The organism is Paenibacillus lactis, from assembly GCF_017873605.1.
In the GTDB taxonomy this organism is placed as follows: domain Bacteria; phylum Bacillota; class Bacilli; order Paenibacillales; family Paenibacillaceae; genus Paenibacillus_AQ; species Paenibacillus_AQ lactis.
In genome coordinates, this window is sequence record NZ_JAGGKI010000002.1 from 361462 (window position 1) to 384846 (window position 23385).

The following is a 23385-nucleotide window of genomic DNA, read 5'->3' on the forward strand; positions in this document are numbered from 1 at the left end:
ATATCAAGGAGCGGGAGCAGGTTGTTGCCTGTTTTTCTTATTGGAACTGGCTCTGAATATCGTCGAGAATTTGCTGAGCCGTCTTACCGGAACCGCCAAGCACAAGGCCTTCCAGCTCTTTCACCAGTTCATCCGTGAAGCGCTTGGTATCGGTCGGATAGCCATAGTCGGTGCTGTATTCCAGCGCCGGCTGAAGCGCCTTGAACTCCGGATTTTTCTCGAAGTATTTCTCGGACAGCGACGACACGGCAGGATTGAAGCCAAGATCCATGAATGCGGTTTGCGTGTCGTCATTGGTCATGTAATAAGCGGCCTTCAGTGCGGCCTCCTTGTTCTTGGCATCCTTCAGCACCATATAAGCGTCGGAGCTCATGGTGCTGCCGTTCGTTGTGCCTTTCGGAACCGGAATCGCAACGTATTTCATATCCGGGTTGGCGTCCTTCAGGTAGCCTTTATACCAATATCCGCCGGTGCTCATAGCACCCAGGCTGTTCGCGAACACTTCGCCGTCCCAGCCGAAGCCGGCGGATTTCGGAGTAACCGCGATGCCTTGGTTGTACATGTCGATGATCAATTCCAGCGCTTTTACGTTTTCAGGGGAGTTGATGGTCTTGCCGTTGCCCCATCCGCCGCCGAAGCTTTTCACGTAGTTCGTAATATGGAATGCGTCCAGATTGACGATAATGCCTTTTACATTGCCTTTGTTCAGCACTTTCGCCGCTTCGATCACTTCGTCCCATGTGGTTGGGTAATCGCCAAGACCGGCGTCCTTCCACATCTGCTCGTTAATGAAGAACATGGCCGGCATGTCGCTGTTCGGAATGCCGTACTGCTTGCCGTCAACATTCCAGATCTTCTTCGAGGTATCCGGGAAACGGCCCATGTCAACGCCCGTCGCTTGAACCAGATCATCAATCGGCGTGAACAGGCCTTTGTTGATGTACTCGTATGCGCCTTCATTGGACATCTTAATAAAGTCAGGCGCTACGCCTGCCGCAATTTCGCCGGGCAACGTATTCCAGAACTGCTCGCTGCTCGGATACTGCTTGATCTTCAGCTCGATCTCGGGATATTTCTCGGAAATGGTATCGGCTGCTTTCTGGTAGATCTCCAAATCCTGCGCCGTACCCCAGAAGCCGAAGTTTACGGTCACTTTCTCTCCGGATGCTCCTTCTTTATTGTCAGCGCTTTTATTGCCGCCGCAAGCGGTTAACGCGACAACAAGAGCCAGGCATAATACCAGCATGGCGGAAATCTTCTTGTTCACTTTACCCATGGTTGCTACCCCCTATGTTTCGTTTCGTTAAACCTTACACATTCATGATAAGGAGTCCGAAGAATAAAAAAAATTAATCAAATGATGATTAATTTTTTAATATTGACTATTTTTTTATAGATATCTTGCACGAGAGAAACGATTTTATGAGAAATTACACTTTCTTCTCTAAAATCACACTTCTTCTTTCCTATATTGCTTAGGAGATAAGCCTGTGTATTTCTGAAATACAATCGCAAAATGGGCCTGATTATGAAATCCCACCATCTCGGCGACATCATATATTTTGTATCGATAGTCCCGAAGCAGTCTCTTCGCTTTCTCAATCCGGAGCTCATTAATATAGTCGAACAGCCCTTGGCCAACCTCCTGCTTGAACAGCCGGCTGACGTAATTCGGGCTGACATGCAGCAGCTCCCCGAACAATTTCAGGGAAAGGCTCTCGGCATAATGCTCCTCGATATATTCCATAATGCTGCGCGTAAGCTGGCTGTAGCCTTTATTCAACAGTCGCTGGCGCTGCTTGAGACGGTCCTCGAACAGCTTCCGGTAGCCCGCGGCCAGTCCCCGGAAATCCTCGATATCCTCGAAGCCTCCGCTGTGCTCCGCCCCTGATTCAACTTTGCCGTCGTCCCCGCCGATCATGAACAGCAAGCCTTCGTACACTTTGCGGACATCCCGCTCCTCCATGCACTCCTCCTGCTCCAAGAACGCCTCCCAGCGGGACAGCAGCTCCAGAAAACGTTCATTCTCCTCTTCCCGCAGCGCCGACTTCATCTGGCTCACATAGGCATCCGCCTGCTTCAGCGCGCTCTCCCCCTGCAGCCGCAGATGCTGATAATAGAAGATGGACGTATCAGGATGGTAAAAATGATGGGACAGCGCTTTAGCCGCCTGCTCATAGCCTGCAGGAATGGCGCTGTAGCCTTCGAACCAATCGCTGACGCCCAGCACGATATCGATGTTCACGAACCGCTTCAGGGCCGAGCTGATCATCTGCACCAATTTGTTTACGCGGTTTAGGGATGCGAGCAGACTCTTATGCTCGCTGTTGCTGATGAATACGCAGCTATGCTGGACGTCTAGCTGCAGGTATTCGACCTCCTTCTCTTTGGAGAGCATCTCGCGCACCACATTTTGAACGGTGCTGGGGAGCACCGATTCGGTTTCTTTCGTATATCGCTGAATGACTGTGCGATAGTTTTTGATTTTAAAGAGAACGATATACATATTCCCTTCCTCAAGACTCGTTTCGGACAGGTCCTGCACCTTGCCTTCGAGGGCCTCATACAGCAGCTGTTCCTTCCGGCTGCCTTGCGTCACCACGGTCGGCGGGGCAGGCGTCCCGCTTGTTCCAAGCTGCTCCCGGATGCTCCGAAGCATCGCTGTCAGCTCGCGTTCGTTCATATCCGGTTTATGGAAGTAATCGAAAGCCCCAAGCTTCAAAGCTTCCTTCACATAAGCTATATCGTCGAAGCTGCTAAGCACCACGATCTGAACCGGCAGCTGCTGCTCACGAACCCTGCGAAGCACCTCAATGCCGTCCAGCTTGGGCATTTTGATGTCGAGGAGCACCACATCCGGGTCCTTGTCCGCAATTTGCTGCAGCGCCTCCTCTCCGTCACCGGCCTCTCCGACGATCTGCACACCCTGAGCTTCCCAGTCGATTGCTGACTTGATGCCGATCCGAACGAGCGGCTCGTCATCCACGATAAGTATCCGCACTTGCTATCACCCTGCTTCTTCTGTGATGATCGGAACGCGGATCCATGCCACCGTTCCGCCTTGCTCCCTTCGCTGGATCCAAAGCCCGTATTCCGGACCGAAGTGAAGGGATATCCGGTTACGAATATTGTTCAATCCGATCGAGTTGAAGCCATCCCTTGGCCCGTTCTGTTCCTTCTTGGGCTGCCCGTCCTCCGGGAAGCCCCGTCCGTTATCCTCGACCTTCATGACAAGCGCTCCTTGATCCTCATAAATAGCGATGATCAGGTGGCCTTTATAGTCAATGCCTTCGAATCCGTGAAACACTGCATTTTCCACTAGCGGCTGCAATAGAAACTTCAGCGTCCTATATTTCATAACGGCCGGATCGACCTCATACGTGACATCGAAGGTATTAAAGTACCGAAAATCGAGGATTTTGGTGTAATTCTCCATGAATTCGACCTCCTCGGCAATGGTAACGTAGTTCCCTTCCTTCTTTACCGTGAACTTGATGACGGACGAGAACGCCTGCAGCGCTTCTTCGATGCCCGCAGCGCCCTGGATTTTGGCCATCCACTTAATCACGTTCAGCGTATTATAGATAAAATGCGGGCGGATCTGCGACTGGAGCGCATTCATTTCCAGCTTCCGCTTCTCCTCCTCCTCCACGTAGATTCGCTCGATCAGCTCCCGGATCTCCTTGAGCATTTGGTCGACCGTGTTGTTGATGACGCCGATCTCCCCACGCTGCTTCGTATCCAGGCTTACGTTCAGCTGCCCTTGGGATACCAGCTTCATCTTGCTGTTGAGCACCGCCAGCGGCTTCATGATCGTGGTCGCGATTCGGGCGGAGATCAGGATCGAGAGCACCAGAAGCAAGATGAGGACGCCGATCAAAACCGCTACCATCAGGTACACGATCGAGAACAGGTCCTTCTTCGGAATGACGGTGACGGCCTTCCAATTCGCCAGCGAGGAACCGGAAGAAATGATATAGGTGTCCCGGGCAATCTGCGTGTTCACCTTGCCGTCCTTATGATATTGAAACTCGCTGCCAAGCACCTCGGAAGCCGGCAGCCCGATCTCTTCCGCATTCATGCTGTGAACGATCCGGTCGGCTTCATCGATAAGGTAAAAGCTCGTGTTTTCCGAAAAGGCCGTATCGCTCCACAGCGTCTTCAGCTTGTCCACCGAAATGTTAAACAGGATAAAGCCGAGGTCCTCCTTCGTATAGGGGTCCATAATGGCCCGGCCTACCGATACGACCGGCACGCCCTTGGCGGACAGCAGCTCCTCCTTGTGTATGCCGATTGGCACAAAGAGTCCATACGCCTCCCGGATCTTCCGGACAAACGGCTCCTCGGTGAATCGGTCCCTGAAATAAGCAGCATTCATATATTCCCGGTTGCTGCGGCCGATGATCGACTTGCTGTTCTCATGATAAATGACCACCGAATCGATCAGATCAGAATATAGCATGATGCCGCTCTGGATCAAGCCGTTCACTTTGTCGAAATCCTGGCCGCGTTCCAGCAGGGGATACTCGATTTTGGCGTAATCCTTGCGCATGATCTGATACACCGTCGAGTCCTGGATCGGGAACATTGACAGCCGCAGCAGGGGCTGAAGGGATGTATCGATATTTTTGACGATCTGTTTATTGTTCTCCACGGCCGCATCAATCATCGTTGTACGGTTGTTGTCCACATATACCCAGGATACGATCCCGCCGATCAGAATGAGCGGCACAATGATGAAGCAGGAGAAAGCGGCGATCAGCTTATGCTCCAGGCTTAAATCCAGCATTTTCTGTTTTAGTCTGTTCATGCTAGAGGTCTCTTTCTTCATGTCGATATGGATTTGGCTCCGCTTAACCGGAACTGGCGCGGCGTCATCCCCGTAAAATTTCGGAACACCTGCGTATAATAGCTCTGGCTGCAGAACTTGAACGTGAATGCGATTTCGGAGATGGACTGATTCGTGTACACAAGCAGATGCTTGGATTCCTCCACCTTTCTCCGGTTAATATACGAGGTCAGCGGCATGCCGGTCTCCCGCTTGAAGCGGTCGGACAGGTAGCTCGGGTGAACGCCCAGATGGTCCGCGATTCCCTGCAGGGACAGCTCTTGAAAAATATGCTCGCGAATATAATAGATCGCCAGGTTCACAATATGCGAGTACGTCAGCTCTTCCTTCTCCTTGCGGATCATCGAGACGAACTGCACCAGCATCTCGTATTCGAATGCGACGAGACGCTCCACATCGCCGATCTTCTCGATTTCCAAAATAAGCGTGTCGCTGAGATGAAAGGCCGTCTCCGGATCGACGCCGCCCTTAATAATCGCCCGGGTAAATAACGTACAAGAGGCAATCAGCGCGTTCTTCTTGGAGCGGAGCGGATAGCTGGCCAAGACCGCGGCCTCGAGCTCATTGATCTTGCGCAGCATATCCATCGCTTTGGCCTCGTCGCCGAATCGGATCGCTTCCAGCAGCTCATGCTCGTAATCGAACGGCGGATGGATAAAATTGTCGCGTAAATACTGCATCCGGGAAGACAAAACAAAGGGCGGGTTTGCCGGCCGGGACAGCTCCTTCATTATTTGCACACCACCTAAAAATATTGATAAAAATCTGAATATTTTAGTATAATATAACCCTTTTTGGCTCTAAAATTCAAACATAACCTTGCTAGGGAGGAAGTGTACACGATGACTTGGAAGATTTCAAATTCCGAATTATCACAGCAGGCACTGCTCAATATGGAGAGCCTGTTCGCGCTTGGAAACGGTTACCTCGGCGTCCGGGGCAACTTCGAGGAGGGATATGGCCCGTCCATGTCGACCATTCGCGGAACCTATCTGAATGCTTTTCACGATATCATTGAAATTCCATACGGCGAGAAACTGTTCGCCTTTCCCGATACCCAGCAAAAGCTTGTTAACAATATCGACGCTCAAACCGTTCTCGTCTACTTGGACGACGAGCCGGAGCCGTTTCGTCTGGACCACGGCACGATTTCGGCCCATGAACGCCATCTGCACATGGATAAAGGCTATGCGGAGCGAAAGGTGCAGTGGACTTCTCCGTCCGGCAAAGAAATCCGATTGACGTTCCGGCGCCTGGTGTCCTTCACCCGCCGCGAATTGTTTGCGATCCAGCTCCAGCTGGAGCCGGTCAATTTCAACGGCCGGGTACGCATCGTCTCGACGGTGAACGGTAACGTAAAAAACTACACGAACCCGAACGATCCGCGGGTCGGAGCCGGTCATGCGGAGCGGATGACCGTGATCGATGCCGGCGTTCGAGGTCAGGACGGCTACGTCATTGACGAGACGATGGCTTCCAAGCTGCGTGCGGCTTGCGTGACGCGTCACCGTCTGGAAGGCTCCGGGGCGCAGGTGCAGCTGGAAGCCAGATCGGGCGAAGTTCTGTTCACCGCTTCATTCCCGCTCTCCGGACCGGTTACTTTGACGAAATACAATATGTACGCGGACAGCCTGCGTCATGGCTCGGATCTCGTGGAGGAGGGCATCAGGCTCCACGAGCGGCTGCAGGATCTGTCGTTCGAGGATCTGGTCGCCGAGCAGACCCGGTATTTGGACAACTACTGGAAGTCCGCCGATGTCACGATTCGTAACGATGATCGTCTTCAGGAGGGCATCCGGTTCAATCTGTTCCAGCTGCTGCAATCCGCCGGTCGGGACAAGTACAGCAACATCTCGGCTAAAGGCCTCAGCGGCGAAGGATACGAAGGGCATTACTTCTGGGATACGGAAATTTACATGTTCCCGGTATTCCTGATGACTCAGCCGGACATCGCACGCCAGCTTCTGCTGTATCGTTACGCTGCGCTTGACCAGGCACGGGCAAGAGCCCGCGAGATGGGGCATAAACAGGGGGCCCTGTACCCGTGGCGTACCATTTCGGGAACCGAATGCTCCTCGTTCTTCCCATCGGGAACCGCGCAGTACCATATCAGCGCCGATATCGCTTACAGCTATATTCAGTATTATCTGGCTGAACAGGATCAGGACTTCCTGTTGTCTTACGGTGCGGAGGTGCTGATCGAGACGGCCCGCCTCTGGGCGGACATCGGCCATTACTACAACGGGGCGTTCCACATCGATGAAGTGACGGGACCGGATGAATATACCTGCTGCGTGAACAACAACTATTACACCAACGTGATGGCGAAGCATAACTTGAAGTGGGCCGCCAAGAGCTGCTCGATCCTGCAAGATTACGATGCGGAAGGCTACAAAGCGCTCTGCGACAGACTCGGCGTAACCGATGCGGAAATCGCCGCTTGGGCCAAGGCTGCGGACGCGATGCTGCTGCCTTACGACGAGACGCTGGGGATCAATCCGCAGGATGACACGTTCCTCCGCAAAGCGGTATGGGACTTCGAGAACACGCCGGAAGACAAATATCCGCTGCTGCTGCACTACCATCCGCTGACGATTTACCGGTACCAGGTGTGCAAGCAGGCGGACACCGTGCTGGCGCATTTCCTGCTGGAGGACGAGCAGGATTTCGAGACGATCCGCCGCTCCTACGATTATTACGAGGGCATCACGACGCACGATTCTTCGCTGTCCTCCTGTATCTTCAGCATCATGGCTTCGAAGATCGGCAATATGGACAAGGCGTACGAGTATTTCATCGAAACCGCGCGCCTGGACCTGGACAACACGCACGGCAATACGAAGGACGGGCTGCATATGGCGAATATGGGCGGCACCTGGATGTCCATCGTATACGGATTTGCCGGGATGCGCATTAAGGAAAACGGGCTGTCCCTCTCTCCGGCCATACCGAAGGATTGGGAGCAGTATGCATTCCGCTTGAACTTCCGGGGCCGGCTGATCGGCGTATCGATTGAAAAATCAGGTGTGACGATCGAGCTCGTCGAAGGCGAACCCCTCGAAATCAAGCTGTATGAGGAGCTTGTGGATCTGGCTTCCGGACAGCCGGTGAAACGGCCGCTTAAAGGCTAAACAGCTCAAGGGTTTTAACTCAGCCAGAGGCTTGGATGTCCACGGCTCGTACGACGCATGCGCCGGGAATCTCACCTGACATGTACCAAGCACAATCGCATACTGGGTACAAATTGCATACTGGGTACACATCGCAAAATTGCCGGGATTGACGCGGCATGTTGCTGGTGAAGGTCCATGAAAGTCCATCCCCTATCGGCTGCCAGACTATTTAAAAGTGATAATCGGGAACATGACTTAGACATGTTTCCGTTGATAGAAGGAGAAATGAACCATGAGCGAAGGAATAACGCTTCAAGCCGTCATCTTTGACCTGGACGGCGTCATTACCGATACGGCCGAATATCATTACCAGGCGTGGAAAGCCATTGCCGCCGAGCTTGGCATTCCCTTCACCCGCGAGTTTAATGAGAACCTGAAGGGCGTCTCCCGCATAGACTCCCTGAAGCTGCTCTTAAGCCAAGCGGAAACGCCCGTCAGCTATTCGGACGAGGAGCTGCATCAGCTGGCGGAGCGTAAAAATAAGCTCTACGTCGAGCTGATCGAGACGATTACGCCGGCCGATCTGCTTCCCGGCGTCGCCGATTTCGTCGCCGCTATCCGGGCGGCGGGCCTGGCGACAGGCATCGCTTCGGCCAGCAAGAACGCCGTAGCCGTCCTTACCCGGCTTGGCGTCATGGATCGCTTCGACGTCATCGTTGACGTCACGAAGCTGAAGAACAACAAGCCGGACCCGGAGATTTTCCTGACGGCGGCTGCCCAGCTTGGCGCCGATCCGGCCGCTTGCATCGGCGTCGAGGACGCTGCGTCCGGCGTGGAGGCCATCAAGGCCGCAGGCATGTTCGCGGTTGCGATCGGCCGGGCCGAGCATTTCCCGCATGCGGATATCGTGCTGCCTAGCACGTCGCAGCTTGACTTCCGCGAGCTGAAGCAAGCGTTTGAAGGGTAGCTTTGAAATAAGTATGGGAGTGTTCTCGAAAGAGTCTGGCGTTCTTTCGGACACTCCCATTTTTATTCCAATGCCACCGTTGTCGATTAAATCGTTTTCTCTCTTATAACACTTGAATTGCAGATATTATTTTTTGAAAGTCACCTTTTTGGATAATCCGTCTTCCAGGTTCATCTCACCTTTATGGCGAACGAATACATTTTGGTTTCCTTCAAATGTTGGAGGGTTCTTCGGATCATAGTCTACCCAGCGACTTTTCCCATTCACAGAGTATTCCATGTATTGGGTAGCACCGATCAATTGATTTTTTTCGTCATCTGCTACTACATCGGGTGGTAATTGAACAACAGTACCATTGTGCACACCAAGCTCTTTAATAACTTTATCTGTTTTATAGTCATACGCCTTGATCTTCACATCATTTCCGTACACTTCAACCTGGAGGCCCTGTTTAAAATCATTGCCTGTCGAAACTTCACCGCCATTAGGCCCTGCCGATGCCCACCCCGCTTGAATCCCGGCTGTGTTCACAACGGTAAACCCACGTTGATCTCCACCTTCTACTACCTTTTTACCTGCCCAATCCGGAAGATTCAGATCCCAATGACTGTGGCTTGTGAAAAGAATGACTTGCGGATAATCCTTTAAGATTGCTTCTAATTTAGCCTGGTCTAAGTAGTCACCTGTATACGGCGATTGATTAGAGCCTGAAATCGTATCCTTTAGGATATGATGACTAAAGAGAAAGATCGGTTTATTTGGTTTTTTCTTTGAATATTCCTCAAGATTCTGCTTTAACCAATCAAGCTGCTCATCGCTAAGATAAACCTCATCCCACAAAGACTCATCATGATAGTGCATATATTTTTCGGTACCCAAGAAAAGGAACGGATATCCGTCTAACTCTTTTTTATGGTAGACTTTTTCCTCACCAGTAAAGTTATAAAAATTTTGGAACATTTCAGATTCCGGTGTATGATTAGGCCATGTGTCTTGTGCTAATTTGTTCGGTGTTGCCCATTTCGGTTTATAAAATTCATGATTTCCTATGCTGTACCATACATTTTCCGGGTGAGGATTACGATCTAACACTTGTTGTACGGCTTGATATTCGAAATCCCACCCTCGGTCCGTAATATCGCCATTAATGATTAATGCTTTCGAAGCAGGATTTACCTCTTTCATATCATGAAGCACATGCTTAAAGTCAGCGTAATCCCCTTGAATGTCACTAATGACATCAAAGGTAAGGCCTGGTTTTTTCGAAAATAGATGTTCATCCGGTTTTGCTTGAGCGGATCCTGAAACAGCACCTATATTAAAAAAAATAGATGTTGCCATAATACTTGTTAGCAGCTTCTTCATCATTAATTCCTCCTAGTAATGTTCATTTTCAGAATACTTTCGCAAAACAATGTATGCTTTAATGTATGCTTCTCTCTTATTGTAAACAGGAAATATTAAGCTAATATTCACTTAAAGTAAATCGTTCACATAATGAGCGGGAAGCCTTTTCAGAAGAGTTGCCGCCACCTTGACTTGACAATCCGACAATAAAAAATAGTAGACTGATAGATACAGTGATTCCCATCATATGATAGTGGTTATGCCGTGGGCGGGAATCTATGAAGAGTAGCGGAAGAGAGGGGAATGATCGATGGAACAGGCTGTTTTGAACCAAGGTGCCGGGAAATTCGGCAAGGGGGCGTATTCGTTAAAGCTGCTGGGGGGATTTGATCAGAGTGTATTCGAGTATGCCGGGGAGGATGGGTCCCGTTTCGTATTAAAGTTTCTGGATGCCGCCAAATACCGGAAGGCTGACATCATCCGGGAGCAGACCTGGATGGCCCATCTGGCCGGACACGGGCTTCGCATCGCGGAATCGTTAACCTCACATCAGGGACTCCTTATCGAAGAGGTAGCCCATGGCGGACAGTTATTTTATGTGATCGCCTTTACGATGGCCCCGGGCCGGCCGTTAACCGATCTGGAATCGGATGCTGCCGTGATCGAGCGCTGGGGACGCGGTCTGGGCAGGATGCATGCGCTCGGCAAGCACGGTTCCGCCGCTCTCCTTCACCAAATGGGCTTTGCCCATTGGAACAGCCATCCGATCTTTACGGATGAATTTCCGGCTGCCGCCGGCGAAAAGGTGCACACCCGTTGGAAGGAGTATCTAAAGGAGCTGTCCTCCCTCCCCCAAGATCCGCAAGGCTACGGCATCGTCCATAATGATCTGCATCATCGCAATTTCCATGTCCACGACGGCGACATCGTCTTTTTCGACTTCGGAGACATTGGCTATCACTGGTACGCTTACGATATCGCGATCTCGATCTATCATGCGGTACAGACCGTTCCCGGCCCGAGAAAAGCCGAGTTTGCCTCCCGCTTCTGCGATGCGCTCTTAACCGGATATCTTCAGGAGCATCCGCTCAGCACCGATTGGATCAAGCGGATTCCTTTTTTCATTGATTTTCGAAACGTATACTCCTTCGTCTACTTCTCCAAATACGTTGACTGGCATGAGCTCGACGAACGGACCCGGAAGTATCTCGCAGGGATGAAAGCCGATATCGAGGCCGGCACTCCGGTCGTTCATTGCCGATATCATAATCGATAAGGAAAGCAGGACCTATTTCAAAATGAAATCAACCACGAAGCGAACACGGCGGACCCTCTTTCTTGCGGCGGGGCTGCTCCTCGCAGCCGCCTTGCTCTATCTGCTGTATCTCCGCCCCACACCGATTAAGACGGATTTCTTTACGACGGTCGACAACGAGCATACGATCATCTTCGAGGCGGTGAACGAAGGGATTGCGGACGTGCAGCTGCTGGACGTGCTCGTCAACGGCGGACACCGGCCGGTTAAGGCAGAGCTTGGCGTGAGCTACTCGCTGCACCTTGTCGGCGGCTCCAACCTGGAGGGCAATCCCGATATCGCGTTTGTCGGGCTCGGGGACATGCCCCTCCATCCGGACCTCTCCCCGGAAGACAAGCAGGCCGCGCTGAACCAAAGCCCCCGCATCCCGCTGAATTATGGGATACGCCTACTCCACGATGAGCCGATCCGGGCAGTCGAGCTGAAATATCGATACCTGGGGCTGACCTTCAAGAGGAATATCTCGATGGGGCGTTTTTTTCAAGAATAGCGTGTTAGTGGACAACTGACAGAAAGGCTGAGGGCAGGGCGGTCTTAATGTCCTGTTCCCATTTCGCATTGGCTGCCTCGTCCAAGCTTTCCCGGTGCCAGTATAAAATCAGGACGTTCGCAAGCTCATGTTCATTCGGGACCTGCATATTATACACATCCTTCTGCTTATGGAAATCAGCCTGGCCTTGGATGCGTTCTTCTTCCGTATCAAAAATGTACACCGAAATTCGCTCCTCGATGCCTGAGCCTTCCGGCTGGTTCTCATCCAGTGCATACATCATGGCTTGCACGCCACTTAGCACCCAGTCCGGGCTGATGTGCTTGGAGCGGAGGTCGATCCCTTGCCCCTTCAATGCTTCTTCCACATCCTCAAGCGTAAACCGTACCTCAGTGGCCTCCCCCGCGGCGGATGAGTCCATCGGGTTATCAGCCTGAGCCCGCCCTTCGGTTTCCTGCTTCGTAACAGGCCCCCTCGATTCCGCCTGGAAGCATCCTGCCAATGCGAATAGGGCAACCCATAGAAGGGTAAGCATCTTCAACGCTTTCAAAATCATGCACCCCTTTTGCTCTTTGCGATCCCGTTCATTAAGGTCTTCTACATTTTTTTAGGCTATATCTTATAGACTCCGGAACGAAAGGCAAGGTTTCAGGTTATAACCAAAAAAAATCCCCTCCTATTTATGTGACCAGCTGTGCTTTGTTAAGTTGATATTCACGTGTTTTGGCAGCAATGTTACTTATAAACAAAGAGCCTTCACCGCGCTAACGGTAAAGGCTCTTTGTTGCAACCCGGCATGGCTGCGGATCTTCACGGCAAGCGAAGAACCATGGCCAACAGCCTTGGATTAGTACTGAATTTTAAGCGTGTCCCCATGAACATACACGCCCTCGGAGCGGGTAATCGGCAGCTTATGCTCAGCCGAAAATCCGATGGTTTCCCCAGCCCTTAACGTGACGTCCTGCTCAACAACATACAATGAAATATCCATCAAGAATTCACGGAGCTCAGCCGGGGTTACCTGGCTGTCCAGCACCTCAATTTCGTCCTTGCCTAAAGCTCTCAGCCCATAGGTATATCCGCTCACTCCCGATTCCGTTCCGACCAAACCGAAGTGAACCAGATTTAACAGAGGAAATAGATCTTCCTCCTTCATCAGCTCTGCCATATCGACAAAAATCTCGGGCTGAAATACCGTTCCGGATGAATAAAGCCCCACCGCATTGGGCAGCTTCAAACAGCTTGCCGCCACTTTCGCATACATTTTTCCGCTGTCCAGCGGAGAACCTGTGCGTGTAAATACCGCCACGATCAGCTGCGCAACATGGGTCTGGGTAACCGCAGCCGCCTCGGGCCACAAATAGTTTCCTTGCGCGTAATGCTCAGCCTCTCCATCCGGAACCGGAGCCTCAACGAAGCTGACCGCAGCCATACAGCCCTCTGCCTCAAAAACCAGAATGCCGTCCTTCTCCTTACTGGAGGCACCATCTTCCTCCTCGGGGGACCAGGTGATATTCCAGTCATGCCGGAGATTGGCCTTGATCTGTTCCAGATCACATTCCGGGGAGTTCAGCAGAACAAACCCGTTAAAGATGCCGGATCCGGATGATTCATCTGGCTCGGCCTTGCTGTCCTCTGCGGTTTCTTGTTCATAGGCTGCCGCCTGCTTCATCCAATACTCCCGGATCATTTCGACCATAGCTATGGCCTCCTGCTCTGCTGTTGCGGGGTTGTAGGGCTGCATCTCGCTAAATACATGTCCGCAGTGGTCAGTATCAGAGGAGCTTTCATAGCCGCCGCAGACGCCAAGTAACCATTTCCCGAGCATGGACTTCTTATATTTAAATATGTAGTAATGCATATCGTGGAGATCAAATTCTCCGGCTATTTCGATTCTGCTGGGCTTGTGGCCGAGCTCCTGTTCATGGGCCAGCCATTCGATCATTGAATCCGTGGCCGCTTGCTGTTGAGCTGTCATGTATTCCTCTCCTTAATTTCATCTAGGATTGCACCTGTTATATTCTACCAGCCCCCAGCAGGTTCAGCAACAGAACGGCAGATGGCCAGCCAATCCACACTCCCGGAGGCTCTGGGGCGGTCGCTGCGGCGACATGTATCCTCAACACATGCGATTATGTCAAAACGCACTCACCATTCCCCTCCCCCAGCTCCCTCTTATGCAAGCAAACCAATCAAGCTCTCGGTCCCCTCATCCCTACGGCCTGTACTGCCGGCGATATTCCCTTGGCGACATGCCGACGGTCCGCTTGAACACTTTCCCGAAATGCGAGAAATTGCCGAATCCGGCATGCAAGGCGACATCCGTTACGGAATCGCCGGATTCGCGCAGCAGACGCTGTGCTTCTTTGATCCGCAGCAGATTCACGTAATCGCTGAAGGTAAAGCCTGTCATCTGTTTAAACAACCGGCTGAGGTAATACGGGCTGATCCGGAAGTCTTCGGCGACACCGGTCAAGGTGACGGGGCTTTGGTAGTGCCGGTTCAAATACTGCACGATCGCCTGGGCTTTCGGATGAAGAGCCGGCTCGGTGTCCGCCGGGCGGACCTGGCCCAGATGCCGGCCCCGGTAAGCTTGGAGCAGCAGCTCCAAAGCGCGATGTCGCAGCAGCTGGCCGCTCCCCGCTTGAGGGCGGACCATCTCGCCCACCATCTCGTCCACGATGCGCCGGATCGCTTCTCCTTCGGCGGTTGGAAGCCGCAGCAAAGGAACCTCCCAGCGGAAGGGCTCCAGCAAGCTCTCCTCGAGCTCGGACGAAACCGATAAATCGCCGAATAAGCCTGGGCTTATATACAGGACGACCCGGTCGTGGTCGGGCCGGCCGCTGTCCAGCGTCTTATGCACCGCATTCCGGTCGACGAATACGAGGTCCCCCGCCATCACTCTGTACGAGCGGTCCTTAATAAAGTAAATACGCTCCCCGGACAAGAGATAATACAGCTCATAATGGTCATGAAGATGATCGGTCGCCATCGAGAAATACCCGATCCGGCGATCATATTCAATATCCAGGTATCCGCCCGGATCGCGGTACTCCGCTTTGAACGGTCTCACCATGCGCTCGCCCCCTCTTGTTCTGAATTATAGCAAAATATGCGGTGTTTGAAAGCGATTACGCATAAAATGCGGAGAAAGAAGTGTTCCCTTGTTATAGGCTTGAGCTATATTCAAGGAGGCGATTTAAGATGAGCAGCAAAAAACGCTATGTCCTGGTCGGAACCGGGGGCCGGGCCGAATTTTTCTACGGTGCGCTGGCGGAGCATTTCCGCGATCAATCCGAGCTTGCGGCCTTTTGCGATATCAACCATACCCGCATGAACTATGCCAACCGGCTGCTTCGCGAGAAATATAACCACCCCGAGGTGCCAACCTACGGCGCCGATCAATTCGACCGGATGATCGAAACGGAGAAGCCGGACTACGTCATCGTGACAAGCATTGACAGGACGCATCACAAGTACATTATCCGCGCCATGGAGCTCGGCTGCGACGTCGTAACGGAGAAGCCGATGACCGTCGACGAAGAGAAATGCCAAGCCATTCTGGATGCCGCCAAAAGGACGGGCCGAAACATCCGGGTCACCTTCAACTATCGCTATGCGCCCCATCATACCAAGGTGCGGGAGTTGATCATGAACGACACCATCGGACAAGTGACGTCGGTCCATTTCGAGTGGCTGCTCAATACGCGCCACGGCGCAGACTACTTCCGCCGCTGGCATCGGGATAAGCGCAATAGCGGCGGGCTTCTCGTTCATAAATCCACCCATCATTTTGATCTGGTCAATTTCTGGATCGGGTCTCAGCCGGAAACCGTGTTTGCTTTTGGCGATCTCATGTTTTATGGAAGGGAAAATGCGGAAGCCCGCGGAGTAACGCAGTTCTACAACCGGGCGACCGGAAATCCGGTCGCCAAGGACGATCCCTTCGCGCTCCATTTGGATTCCAATGACCATCTGAAGGCGATGTATTTGGATGCGGAGCAAGAGGACGGCTACCAGCGGGATCAGAGCGTGTTCGGGGACGGCATTAATATCGAGGATACGATGGGCGTCCTCGTCCGTTACCGCAACAAAGCCATCCTGACCTATTCCTTGGTCGCCTACCAGCCATGGGAGGGATACCGCCTTGCCATCAACGGGACCAAGGGCCGGATCGAGATGTCGGTCATCGAGCAGTCCTACGTCAACTCGGGAGGAGATAAGAAGCTGGAAGGCGCGTTGAAAGGAAAAAGCCTCCGCGTACTTCCGATGTTCGGGGCTCCGTATGAAGTTGAGGTTGAAGAAAAGGCAGGCGGCCACGGCGGCGGCGATCCGGTTCTGCTGAACGATCTGTTCGGAGAGGCCGCGGAGGATCCATTCCACCGCGCGGCCAATCATATCGATGGGGCCCGATCGATCCTCACGGGAATTGCAGCCAACCGCGCCATCGCAACCGGTATGCCGGTTCATATTCATAGCCTGGTCCGCTTCTAGGAGCGCATAGGACGGCTTCCCGCCGGCATACACACATCCATAAGGCTGCGTGCTTCACGCAGCCTTTTTTGCTGCTTGAACAACAAACAAGTGGCAAACACAAGGAGGGGTTTCATGTTTTTCTCACTAAAAAGCCGACTCATCGGATTGATCGTGGTGCTCTTCGTACTCTCGTTCGGCACGCTGTCCTTTCTGCTCTTCAGCGAGGCCCGCACCGTCATCCGTTCTTATATCGAGTCCTCCGCCTTGGAAAAGATGGAGGAGTATGGCTCGTATGTCGATATGGTGCAGATGCAGATTTACGATGCCGCTTCGCTTGTGTTCAACAGCGACACGACCAAGAACTGGGACAGCGCCTTGAATGACAAATCGATGACCGAAGGCGAGAAGATGCTGGCCAATCTGGCAATGAGCCGCTTCCTTACTCAGGCAACCAACAGCTATACCAGCATTTCCGATATTTCGGTATACCGCGAGGACGGCCTGCGAGTCGGTGGTGAGAATCAAGTCGCCTTCGAACCGGCATTCCTGCAGGAGAGGTGGTATCGCAGCTTCTTCGACTTGGGAGAGCGCTGGCTTCCTGCCCACATCGATGCTCACGAACGAGTTCGGGACCATGGAAATCCGGTCATCAGCCTGTTGATGCCGATCGGCACATTCCACCATCAAGCGGCTCAAACGGTCATGAAGGTAAATGTGAGCGAATCCTATTTTCTGGAGCCGCTGAACAGGATTCACTTGGCCAAGAACAGTACGATCTTCCTTTTGAATGAAAAGGGCGGGCCGATTCTTTCCCAACAAGCGCATGAGCTCGGCGCCGAGGCCGCGCACGAAATAGACCGCATCCGGAGCGGGCCGATGAAATCAGGGGTTGTTTATCTGGACAACGCCGAAGGAAAGCGCGACATCCTGGTCTACAAGAAGCTCGGGCGAACCGGATGGATGCTCGCCGGATTGGCGCCGGAGCAAGAGCTGTATGCCTCGCTTCATAGACTTCAGAGCACGATCATAGCCGTCACGGCCATCCTAGTCCTCGTCTCGCTGTTCGCGGCGGCCTGGCTCTCCTATGGCGTAACCAAGCCCCTTACCCGTCTCGTGCTGGCGATGAGGCAGGTGCAGCGCGGCGCTTTCGATCAGGCCGAGACGATGTTGCCTCCTGATAAAAACGTAAAAAGCGAAGTCAGCTACGTTATCTCCACCTTCCGTTATATGATCAGCCGTCTCCGGCAGCATATCCAGAACGAATTCGAGCTCAAGCTGCTTCGCCAGCAGGCGGAATACAAAGCATTGCTTATGCAGATCAATCCGCATTTCATGTTTAACACGCTTGAGCTCATCAGCAGTCTCGCAATGCAGCGCCGAACCGACGATACGGTTCAGGTCATCGAGGATCTCGGCAAAATGATGCGCTTTTCGATGAACACGAGCGATGACCGGGTTGCCCTAGCGGAAGAATTGGGTTATGTCCGGCACTATATTTCCATTCTTCAAACCCGCTTCGGCGATAAGCTTCGCATCGATATCGCCGAGGAAGGACGACTGGAAGCACTGATGGTCATTAAGTTTATCCTTCAGCCGCTCATCGAGAATGCGGTCAAGTACAGCTTCCGGCACCAGCCCATCGCCATCGTGGAAATCCGGGTTACCCGGGAGGCCGACCGGCTCCGCCTGCGCATTTCCGATAACGGACCCGGCATGCCGAAAGGCATCTTGCGGAAGCTGCGAGATCAGGATGCCACCCCGCAGCTGGACCCGATTCTGGACAGCCGGAGCTGGCATATCGGACTAGGGAACGTCATCGCCCGCTGCCACCTGCACTATGGTTCATTGTTCACGGTTAACATCCATGCCGAAGAAGGAACCGGCACTTGCATCGAGCTGATATTACCGGCACAGGAGGAACGTTATGTACAACGTATTGATTGCGGATGATGAAATTGAGGTACGCGAAGGGCTAAAGCTCAAAGTCGACTGGCAAGCCTCCGGGTTTCAGATCACCGGCGAAGCGGCCAACGGCTTGGAAGCGGAGTCCCTGCTGAAAGCCGGCCATTATGACCTGCTGATTACCGATATGAGCATGCCCGTTATGGACGGGGTGAAGCTGCTTGACGTGTGCCGGAGCTATATTCCCGACATTCGGATCATGATCATTACCGGCTACGAGGATTTTCAATACGCAAGAGCGGGCATCCGCAGCCAAGCCGCAGACTATTTGCTTAAGCCCGTAACACGGGACGATCTGAAGTCGGCACTGGAGCGCATCAAGGCCAGCCTCGATAAGGAGCGGAAAGTGCGGGATGAGTCGGAGATGATGCAGTGGCGACTATCCCAATACTATCAGGAAATGAAAGGGCGATTCCTAATGGACTTGGTGAGGGGAGACCGGATTCCCCCCTCCTCGTTATCGGAACGCCTCCGCTTGTTTCATCTGGATGCTTGGCAGGAATCCGAAGTCTGCTTCATCACGGCGGGCATCAGATCAACGCGTTCACGGATGGAGGCTGGCGGCCGGGATCTGGAACAGCTCCGCCTTCCGTTTCATATGCTCTGCCATGAACTGGCACAGCTTCATTCGGAGAATATCCAGATGTTCCGTGATCATGCCAACGCGGCTACGGTGCATTGCGTTATCGCAAGGGGACTTCAACAGGAGTTCGCCCGCAGGCTGACGGAACAAGCCGATGCGCTACTGGACGTTGACGTTCTCATCGGAATAGGCCGGCCCGTAACGGGCTTGGCGCGTTGGAAGGAGGGCTATCTCCATTCCCTCCTCGCTTGGAACATGGCTTGGCGTCAGGGCGGACCTACCCCTGCCCCGGTAACGGATCACAGCCCGTTATTGCCTGAGGAAACGAGCAGGACACTGCATCGCTGTCTCGTTCGCGGACAAATGGATGCCTTCGGGGACATCATTCGGAAGGAACTCCGGGACGCTTTTGCTATTTCCTCTCCCCGGTTCTACCGCTGCATTTTTCAAATTTCGCTTCTCATGGAATCAATCTTGGCCGACGTACCGCGGGATCTTCCCGAACGCGAGCCGATCGGTCTCTCCCCGGATTGGGTCCTGCTGATGGAGTCGCCCGAGCAAGCCGAGCGTCTGCTGATGGAGTGGGCGCAGCAGTATGCCTTCGGAGAACGGGAAACACACGCCGAGCAGACGGTGATCGAATCGGCCAAGCGGTATATTGAGGAACATTACATGCAGGACCTTACACTGACAAATCTGGCCGAGCAATACAACTACCATCCTACGTATTTTTCGGAGATGTTCAAGGAAGCGGCAGGTGTCACCTTCATTCAGTACGTCACGGAGATGCGCATGAGGCAAGCGGTTCGCCTTCTGACGGAGACGGGACTCACCGTTTGGGACATCGCGGAGCTGGTCGGATTCTCCTCCCCCGGCTACTTCAGTTCCAAATTCAAAAAGATGTTTCACATGAGCCCGTCGGACTTCCGCTTGGCAGCCACCCGAAAAAAACAACAATCATGATCCGAAGAAATGAGATTCCGCCTTCCGGACTCCCCCGTTATGATGAATGCAACGGATCGTGCACCGCGCCATTTGTAAGCGGTCACAATGCGCTGATCGAACTACCGGTCAGGCTACCACTGCATCATACCCGAAGGGAGGCTCATGATGAGAAATTCGTCCAAACCCTTGTATGGACAGCAGAACAAAACGGCATACCTCTTTTTGCTTCCTTGGCTCATCGGTTTTTTCTGTCTGACGCTCGGGCCGATGATTGCTTCATTGTACTTATCCATGACCAAATTCAACCTGTTGTCATCGGCAACATGGACCGGACTGAGCAACTATGTCCAAATTTTTAGCGAAGATGATACCTTCCGGCGATCGCTATGGCTGACGTTCTATTACGTCTTCTTATCCGTGCCGCTCCGGCTCGCCTTCGCACTCTTGGTCGCCATGGCGCTGAACAAGGGCATCCGCGGTCTCGGCATCTATAGAACCGTGTATTACATTCCTTCGCTGTTAGGGGGGAGCGTGGCCATTGCGATCGTATGGCGCCAGATCTTTGATGGCAGCGGACTTGTCAACCAGTTCTTAAGCTGGTTCGGAATTACCGGACCTTCCTGGATCGCGCATCCAGATTATGTGATCTATACGATCGTGACCTTGTCCATCTGGCAGTTCGGATCGGCGATGGTCATCTTCCTTGCCGGCCTCAAACAGATCCCGGCAGACCTCTATGAAGCTTCGGGGGTCGATGGTGCCGGGAAACTGCGGCAATTTTTCAGTATTACGCTGCCGATGCTGTCACCCGTCATCTTTTTCAACCTGATCATGAGCATGATCAATTCCTTTCAAGCCTTCACGCCGGCTTATGTCATCGGCGACGGGCGTGGAGGACCGCTGGACGCCACCATGTTCTACACTCTGTACCTCTATCTCAAAGGGTTCTCGTACTTCGATATGGGATATGCGTCGGCGCTGGCATGGATCATGCTGGGGATTATCGGCATCTTTACGGCAGTCGTCTTTCTGACATCGAAGTTCTGGGTTTTCTATGGCGACAACCAGGAAGGGAGGTAACGATATGCCATTGGAGCGCCGCCTTATTCAAGCTGGAAGGCATGCGGTTATCATTCTGCTGGGCATCGCCATGCTATACCCGGTCTTATGGCTCGTCTTGAGCTCGTTCAAACCGAACCATCTAATATTCAACAGTTCCGGCCTCATTCCCGAGGTGTTTACTCTGGATCATTACGTAAACGGGTGGAAAGGCCTGCAGGGCGTGTCCTTCGGCCGGTTCTTCAGCAACTCGCTGGTCATCTCAATCCTCAGCGTCATCGGAAACGTCGTGTCCTGCTCGCTTGCAGCCTATGCATTCTCACGGTTGAAGTTCCGGCTCAAGGGCCTGTGGTTCAGCATCATGCTCGTGACCATCATGCTTCCGTACCACGTGACGCTGGTGCCCCAGTACATTATGTATAATGAGCTGCATTGGATCAATACGTACTTTCCGCTGATTCTCCCGAAATGGCTTGCCCATGACTCGTTCTTCATCCTGCTGATGGTGCAGTTCATACGCGGTATTCCGCGCGAGTTGGACGAGAGCGCAACGATCGACGGGTGTGGTCAGGCGCAGATCTTTTTCCGAATCGTGGTTCCGCTTCTCGTACCCGCCCTGATCACCACCTCGATCTTCACCTTCATCTGGAGCTGGGACGACTTCTTCAGTCAGATGATTTATTTAAGCAAAATCGACCTATTCACGGTTCAGCTCGGCATTCGATCCTTATTCGACCCTTCCGGACAATCCGATTGGGGCGCCTTGCTGGCCATGTCCACGCTGTCGCTGCTGCCCGTGACGATCATCTTTCTGTTATTTCAGCGGTATTTTCTCGAGGGCATCGCCACGACAGGCTTGAAGTAAAGTTCCCTGCAGAAAAGCATCGTAATTGATGGCTTGTATAGCACGAATCACGAATTTTTGGGAGGAATAACGATGTTAAAGCGAATCATGGTTGGCATGTTGGCTTCTCTTCTCTTGTTCATCACAGCCTGCTCCGGAACGGATCATACGGGTAAGAGCGGAAGCACTGGTTCAGCGGGCGAAGCCGAAGGCCAAATCGAGCTGCGGATGATGTGGTGGGGAGACCAGAAACGCGCGGATATTACGAACGAAGCTCTTAAGATATTTATGGAAAAACATCCAAACATCAAAATCGTAGGCGAGTTCTCGCCCTCGTCGGGATACTTCGACAAGCTGAACACGCAGCTTGCCTCCGGCACCGCTCCCGACATCTTCTTCCTGGGCGGGAACGTCGTCGACTATGCCAAGAAGGACGTCCTGTTGAACCTCGATCCTTACGTCGGCAACGAGCTGAAATTGGATGGCATGGATCCGGCAATGGTGGAATACGGGCGCATCGACGGCAAGCTGCAGCATATATCCGCCGGTGCGAATGCAAGAGGAATTGTCATCAACAAGGCGTTGTTCGAAAAGGCAGGAATGCCAATGCCTAACCAGGATTGGGACTGGGAAGAGTACGCTGCAGTCAGCCGGGAGCTGTCCGAGAAGCTTGGGAATGGCGTATACGGAACGTATAACTTCACCGTGGACGGTATGGACATCTACTTGAAGCAGCGCGGAAAGCAGCTGTACGACATGGAGAACGGTACGCTCGGCTTTGCCCAAGAGGATATTCTGGGATGGTTTGAATATTGGGAGAGGGCATCGAAAGCCGGCGGCGTGGTGACGCCGGAGCTCCAAGTCTCCAATCCGCATGACGACACGAGCAAATCGCTGTTAATTACCGGCAAGGCGGCTATGAGCCTCCTTCCTTCGAATCAGCTGGCCGCTTTTCAGAGCCTAACGGAAGACCCGCTCGTGCTGTATCCGGTCCCGCGAGGTCCTAAGGGAACCGGCGTCGTGTTCGAATCGAGCCAAGGATTGTCCGGTTATGCCAATACGAAGCATCCGAAAGAAGTCGCCTTATTAATGGATTTCTGGATTAATGATCCGGAAGCCGCCAAAATCCTCGGCAATGACCGCGGGGTGCCCGTCACGGAGGCGAACCGGGAGCTGCTGCAGAAGGAAGCCGGACCCGTCGAGGAGATCGTCTACGCTTATACGAGCCTGGTATCCGAGGCGACCAAAAAAGAGCCGTTCGACGTCAGCTATAACCCGCCGGGGTTCGCGGAATTCTCCAAGCTGGCCCAGACGACAACCCAGGAGATCGGCTTCGGGCGTAAAGACGTCAAACAGGCTGTGGCAGACTTTTATAACGGCACGGTCCGCATTTTCGAATCCAATCAATAACCTAACTTCTACCGTCATGTGACGC

At 53.0% G+C, this 23385-nt stretch carries 18 protein-coding genes; 10 read left to right on the forward strand and 8 right to left on the reverse strand.

Annotation, left to right across the window (positions count from 1 at the left end; genetic code table 11):
* Window positions 1–37: 37 nt before the first annotated feature.
* The 4 genes from J2Z18_RS04590 to J2Z18_RS04605 form a co-directional block, all read right to left on the reverse strand.
* Window positions 38–1276, reverse strand: a complete 1239-nt coding sequence (locus tag J2Z18_RS04590) for an ABC transporter substrate-binding protein (protein WP_007130632.1) — start codon at window positions 1274–1276, stop codon at window positions 38–40.
* A 174-nt stretch (window positions 1277–1450) separates the two neighbouring features.
* Window positions 1451–3001, reverse strand: coding sequence for a response regulator (locus tag J2Z18_RS04595; protein ID WP_007130633.1), 1551 nt, complete (start codon window positions 2999–3001; stop codon window positions 1451–1453).
* Between the two features lie 6 nt (window positions 3002–3007).
* Window positions 3008–4810 (reverse strand): sensor histidine kinase, encoded by a 1803-nt coding sequence (locus J2Z18_RS04600; RefSeq protein WP_040738808.1) that lies wholly within the window; start codon window positions 4808–4810, stop codon window positions 3008–3010.
* Window positions 4811–4827: 17 nt separating this feature from the next.
* Window positions 4828–5580: a helix-turn-helix transcriptional regulator gene (locus tag J2Z18_RS04605; RefSeq protein WP_007130635.1), complete on the reverse strand. Its 753-nt coding sequence runs from the start codon at window positions 5578–5580 to the stop codon at window positions 4828–4830.
* A 111-nt stretch (window positions 5581–5691) separates the two neighbouring features.
* Between J2Z18_RS04605 and J2Z18_RS04610 the strand changes: the two genes are divergently transcribed.
* Window positions 5692–7980 carry a glycoside hydrolase family 65 protein gene (locus J2Z18_RS04610; protein WP_007130636.1) on the forward strand — a complete coding sequence of 763 codons (2289 nt, stop codon included), beginning with the start codon at window positions 5692–5694 and terminating at the stop codon, window positions 7978–7980.
* A gap of 274 nt (window positions 7981–8254) precedes the next feature.
* Window positions 8255–8929, forward strand: a complete 675-nt coding sequence (gene pgmB, locus J2Z18_RS04615; protein ID WP_210094234.1) for a beta-phosphoglucomutase — start codon at window positions 8255–8257, stop codon at window positions 8927–8929.
* A gap of 126 nt (window positions 8930–9055) precedes the next feature.
* On the opposite strand, the gene J2Z18_RS04620 is transcribed toward pgmB, so the two are convergent.
* Window positions 9056–10294 (reverse strand): DUF4073 domain-containing protein, encoded by a 1239-nt coding sequence (locus J2Z18_RS04620; protein ID WP_040738810.1) that lies wholly within the window; start codon window positions 10292–10294, stop codon window positions 9056–9058.
* A 292-nt stretch (window positions 10295–10586) separates the two neighbouring features.
* Here J2Z18_RS04620 and J2Z18_RS04625 point away from each other — a divergent pair, with 292 nt between their 5' ends.
* Window positions 10587–11552 (forward strand): phosphotransferase enzyme family protein, encoded by a 966-nt coding sequence (locus tag J2Z18_RS04625; protein WP_210094235.1) that lies wholly within the window; start codon window positions 10587–10589, stop codon window positions 11550–11552.
* Window positions 11553–11574: 22 nt separating this feature from the next.
* The gene (locus J2Z18_RS04630) at window positions 11575–12081 is read left to right on the forward strand and encodes a hypothetical protein (RefSeq protein ID WP_007130640.1); all 507 of its coding nucleotides are present in this window, start codon (window positions 11575–11577) and stop codon (window positions 12079–12081) included.
* A 4-nt stretch (window positions 12082–12085) separates the two neighbouring features.
* On the opposite strand, the gene J2Z18_RS04635 is transcribed toward J2Z18_RS04630, so the two are convergent.
* From J2Z18_RS04635 to J2Z18_RS04645, 3 genes are all read right to left on the reverse strand, one after another.
* Window positions 12086–12631, reverse strand: coding sequence for a hypothetical protein (locus J2Z18_RS04635; protein WP_138919333.1), 546 nt, complete (start codon window positions 12629–12631; stop codon window positions 12086–12088).
* 297 nt (window positions 12632–12928) lie between these two features.
* The gene (locus J2Z18_RS04640; protein ID WP_007130642.1) at window positions 12929–14059 is read right to left on the reverse strand and encodes a DUF4261 domain-containing protein; all 1131 of its coding nucleotides are present in this window, start codon (window positions 14057–14059) and stop codon (window positions 12929–12931) included.
* Between the two features lie 237 nt (window positions 14060–14296).
* A complete protein-coding gene (locus J2Z18_RS04645) occupies window positions 14297–15157 on the reverse strand; it encodes an AraC family transcriptional regulator (RefSeq protein WP_007130643.1) in 861 nt (286 codons plus the stop codon).
* Between the two features lie 128 nt (window positions 15158–15285).
* On the opposite strand from J2Z18_RS04645, the gene J2Z18_RS04650 reads away from it, so the two are divergent.
* The 6 genes from J2Z18_RS04650 (at window position 15286) to J2Z18_RS04675 (ending at window position 23360) form a co-directional block, all read left to right on the forward strand.
* Window positions 15286–16575, forward strand: coding sequence for a Gfo/Idh/MocA family oxidoreductase (locus tag J2Z18_RS04650; protein WP_007130644.1), 1290 nt, complete (start codon window positions 15286–15288; stop codon window positions 16573–16575).
* Window positions 16576–16689: 114 nt separating this feature from the next.
* A complete protein-coding gene (locus tag J2Z18_RS04655) occupies window positions 16690–18507 on the forward strand; it encodes a cache domain-containing sensor histidine kinase (protein ID WP_007130645.1) in 1818 nt (605 codons plus the stop codon).
* On the forward strand, window positions 18482–20065 hold the full coding sequence (locus J2Z18_RS04660; RefSeq protein ID WP_210094236.1) for a helix-turn-helix domain-containing protein: 1584 nt from the start codon (window positions 18482–18484) through the stop codon (window positions 20063–20065). Before J2Z18_RS04655 ends, J2Z18_RS04660 begins: the two co-directional genes overlap by 26 nt.
* A gap of 147 nt (window positions 20066–20212) precedes the next feature.
* Window positions 20213–21127 (forward strand): carbohydrate ABC transporter permease, encoded by a 915-nt coding sequence (locus J2Z18_RS04665; RefSeq protein WP_007130647.1) that lies wholly within the window; start codon window positions 20213–20215, stop codon window positions 21125–21127.
* A 4-nt stretch (window positions 21128–21131) separates the two neighbouring features.
* Window positions 21132–21971 carry a carbohydrate ABC transporter permease gene (locus tag J2Z18_RS04670; RefSeq protein ID WP_007130648.1) on the forward strand — a complete coding sequence of 280 codons (840 nt, stop codon included), beginning with the start codon at window positions 21132–21134 and terminating at the stop codon, window positions 21969–21971.
* Window positions 21972–22043: 72 nt separating this feature from the next.
* Window positions 22044–23360: an ABC transporter substrate-binding protein gene (locus J2Z18_RS04675; RefSeq protein ID WP_007130649.1), complete on the forward strand. Its 1317-nt coding sequence runs from the start codon at window positions 22044–22046 to the stop codon at window positions 23358–23360.
* The last annotated feature ends 25 nt before the right edge of the window (window positions 23361–23385 follow it).

Excerpts from the sequence above, each read along its gene's own strand:
- J2Z18_RS04590 (WP_007130632.1), bottom strand. The coding sequence starts at position 1,276 with ATGGGTAAAGTGAACAAGAAGATTTCCGCCATGCTGGTATTATGCCTG.
- J2Z18_RS04600 (WP_040738808.1), bottom strand. The coding sequence starts at position 4,810 with ATGAACAGACTAAAACAGAAAATGCTGGATTTAAGCCTGGAGCATAAG.
- J2Z18_RS04605 (WP_007130635.1), bottom strand. The coding sequence starts at position 5,580 with ATGAAGGAGCTGTCCCGGCCGGCAAACCCGCCCTTTGTTTTGTCTTCC.
- J2Z18_RS04610 (WP_007130636.1), top strand. The coding sequence starts at position 5,692 with ATGACTTGGAAGATTTCAAATTCCGAATTATCACAGCAGGCACTGCTC.
- pgmB (WP_210094234.1), top strand. The coding sequence starts at position 8,255 with ATGAGCGAAGGAATAACGCTTCAAGCCGTCATCTTTGACCTGGACGGC.
- J2Z18_RS04620 (WP_040738810.1), bottom strand. The coding sequence starts at position 10,294 with ATGAAGAAGCTGCTAACAAGTATTATGGCAACATCTATTTTTTTTAAT.
- J2Z18_RS04625 (WP_210094235.1), top strand. The coding sequence starts at position 10,587 with ATGGAACAGGCTGTTTTGAACCAAGGTGCCGGGAAATTCGGCAAGGGG.
- J2Z18_RS04630 (WP_007130640.1), top strand. The coding sequence starts at position 11,575 with ATGAAATCAACCACGAAGCGAACACGGCGGACCCTCTTTCTTGCGGCG.
- J2Z18_RS04640 (WP_007130642.1), bottom strand. The coding sequence starts at position 14,059 with ATGACAGCTCAACAGCAAGCGGCCACGGATTCAATGATCGAATGGCTG.
- J2Z18_RS04645 (WP_007130643.1), bottom strand. The coding sequence starts at position 15,157 with ATGGTGAGACCGTTCAAAGCGGAGTACCGCGATCCGGGCGGATACCTG.
- J2Z18_RS04650 (WP_007130644.1), top strand. The coding sequence starts at position 15,286 with ATGAGCAGCAAAAAACGCTATGTCCTGGTCGGAACCGGGGGCCGGGCC.
- J2Z18_RS04655 (WP_007130645.1), top strand. The coding sequence starts at position 16,690 with ATGTTTTTCTCACTAAAAAGCCGACTCATCGGATTGATCGTGGTGCTC.
- J2Z18_RS04660 (WP_210094236.1), top strand. The coding sequence starts at position 18,482 with ATGTACAACGTATTGATTGCGGATGATGAAATTGAGGTACGCGAAGGG.
- J2Z18_RS04665 (WP_007130647.1), top strand. The coding sequence starts at position 20,213 with ATGAGAAATTCGTCCAAACCCTTGTATGGACAGCAGAACAAAACGGCA.
- J2Z18_RS04670 (WP_007130648.1), top strand. The coding sequence starts at position 21,132 with ATGCCATTGGAGCGCCGCCTTATTCAAGCTGGAAGGCATGCGGTTATC.
- J2Z18_RS04675 (WP_007130649.1), top strand. The coding sequence starts at position 22,044 with ATGTTAAAGCGAATCATGGTTGGCATGTTGGCTTCTCTTCTCTTGTTC.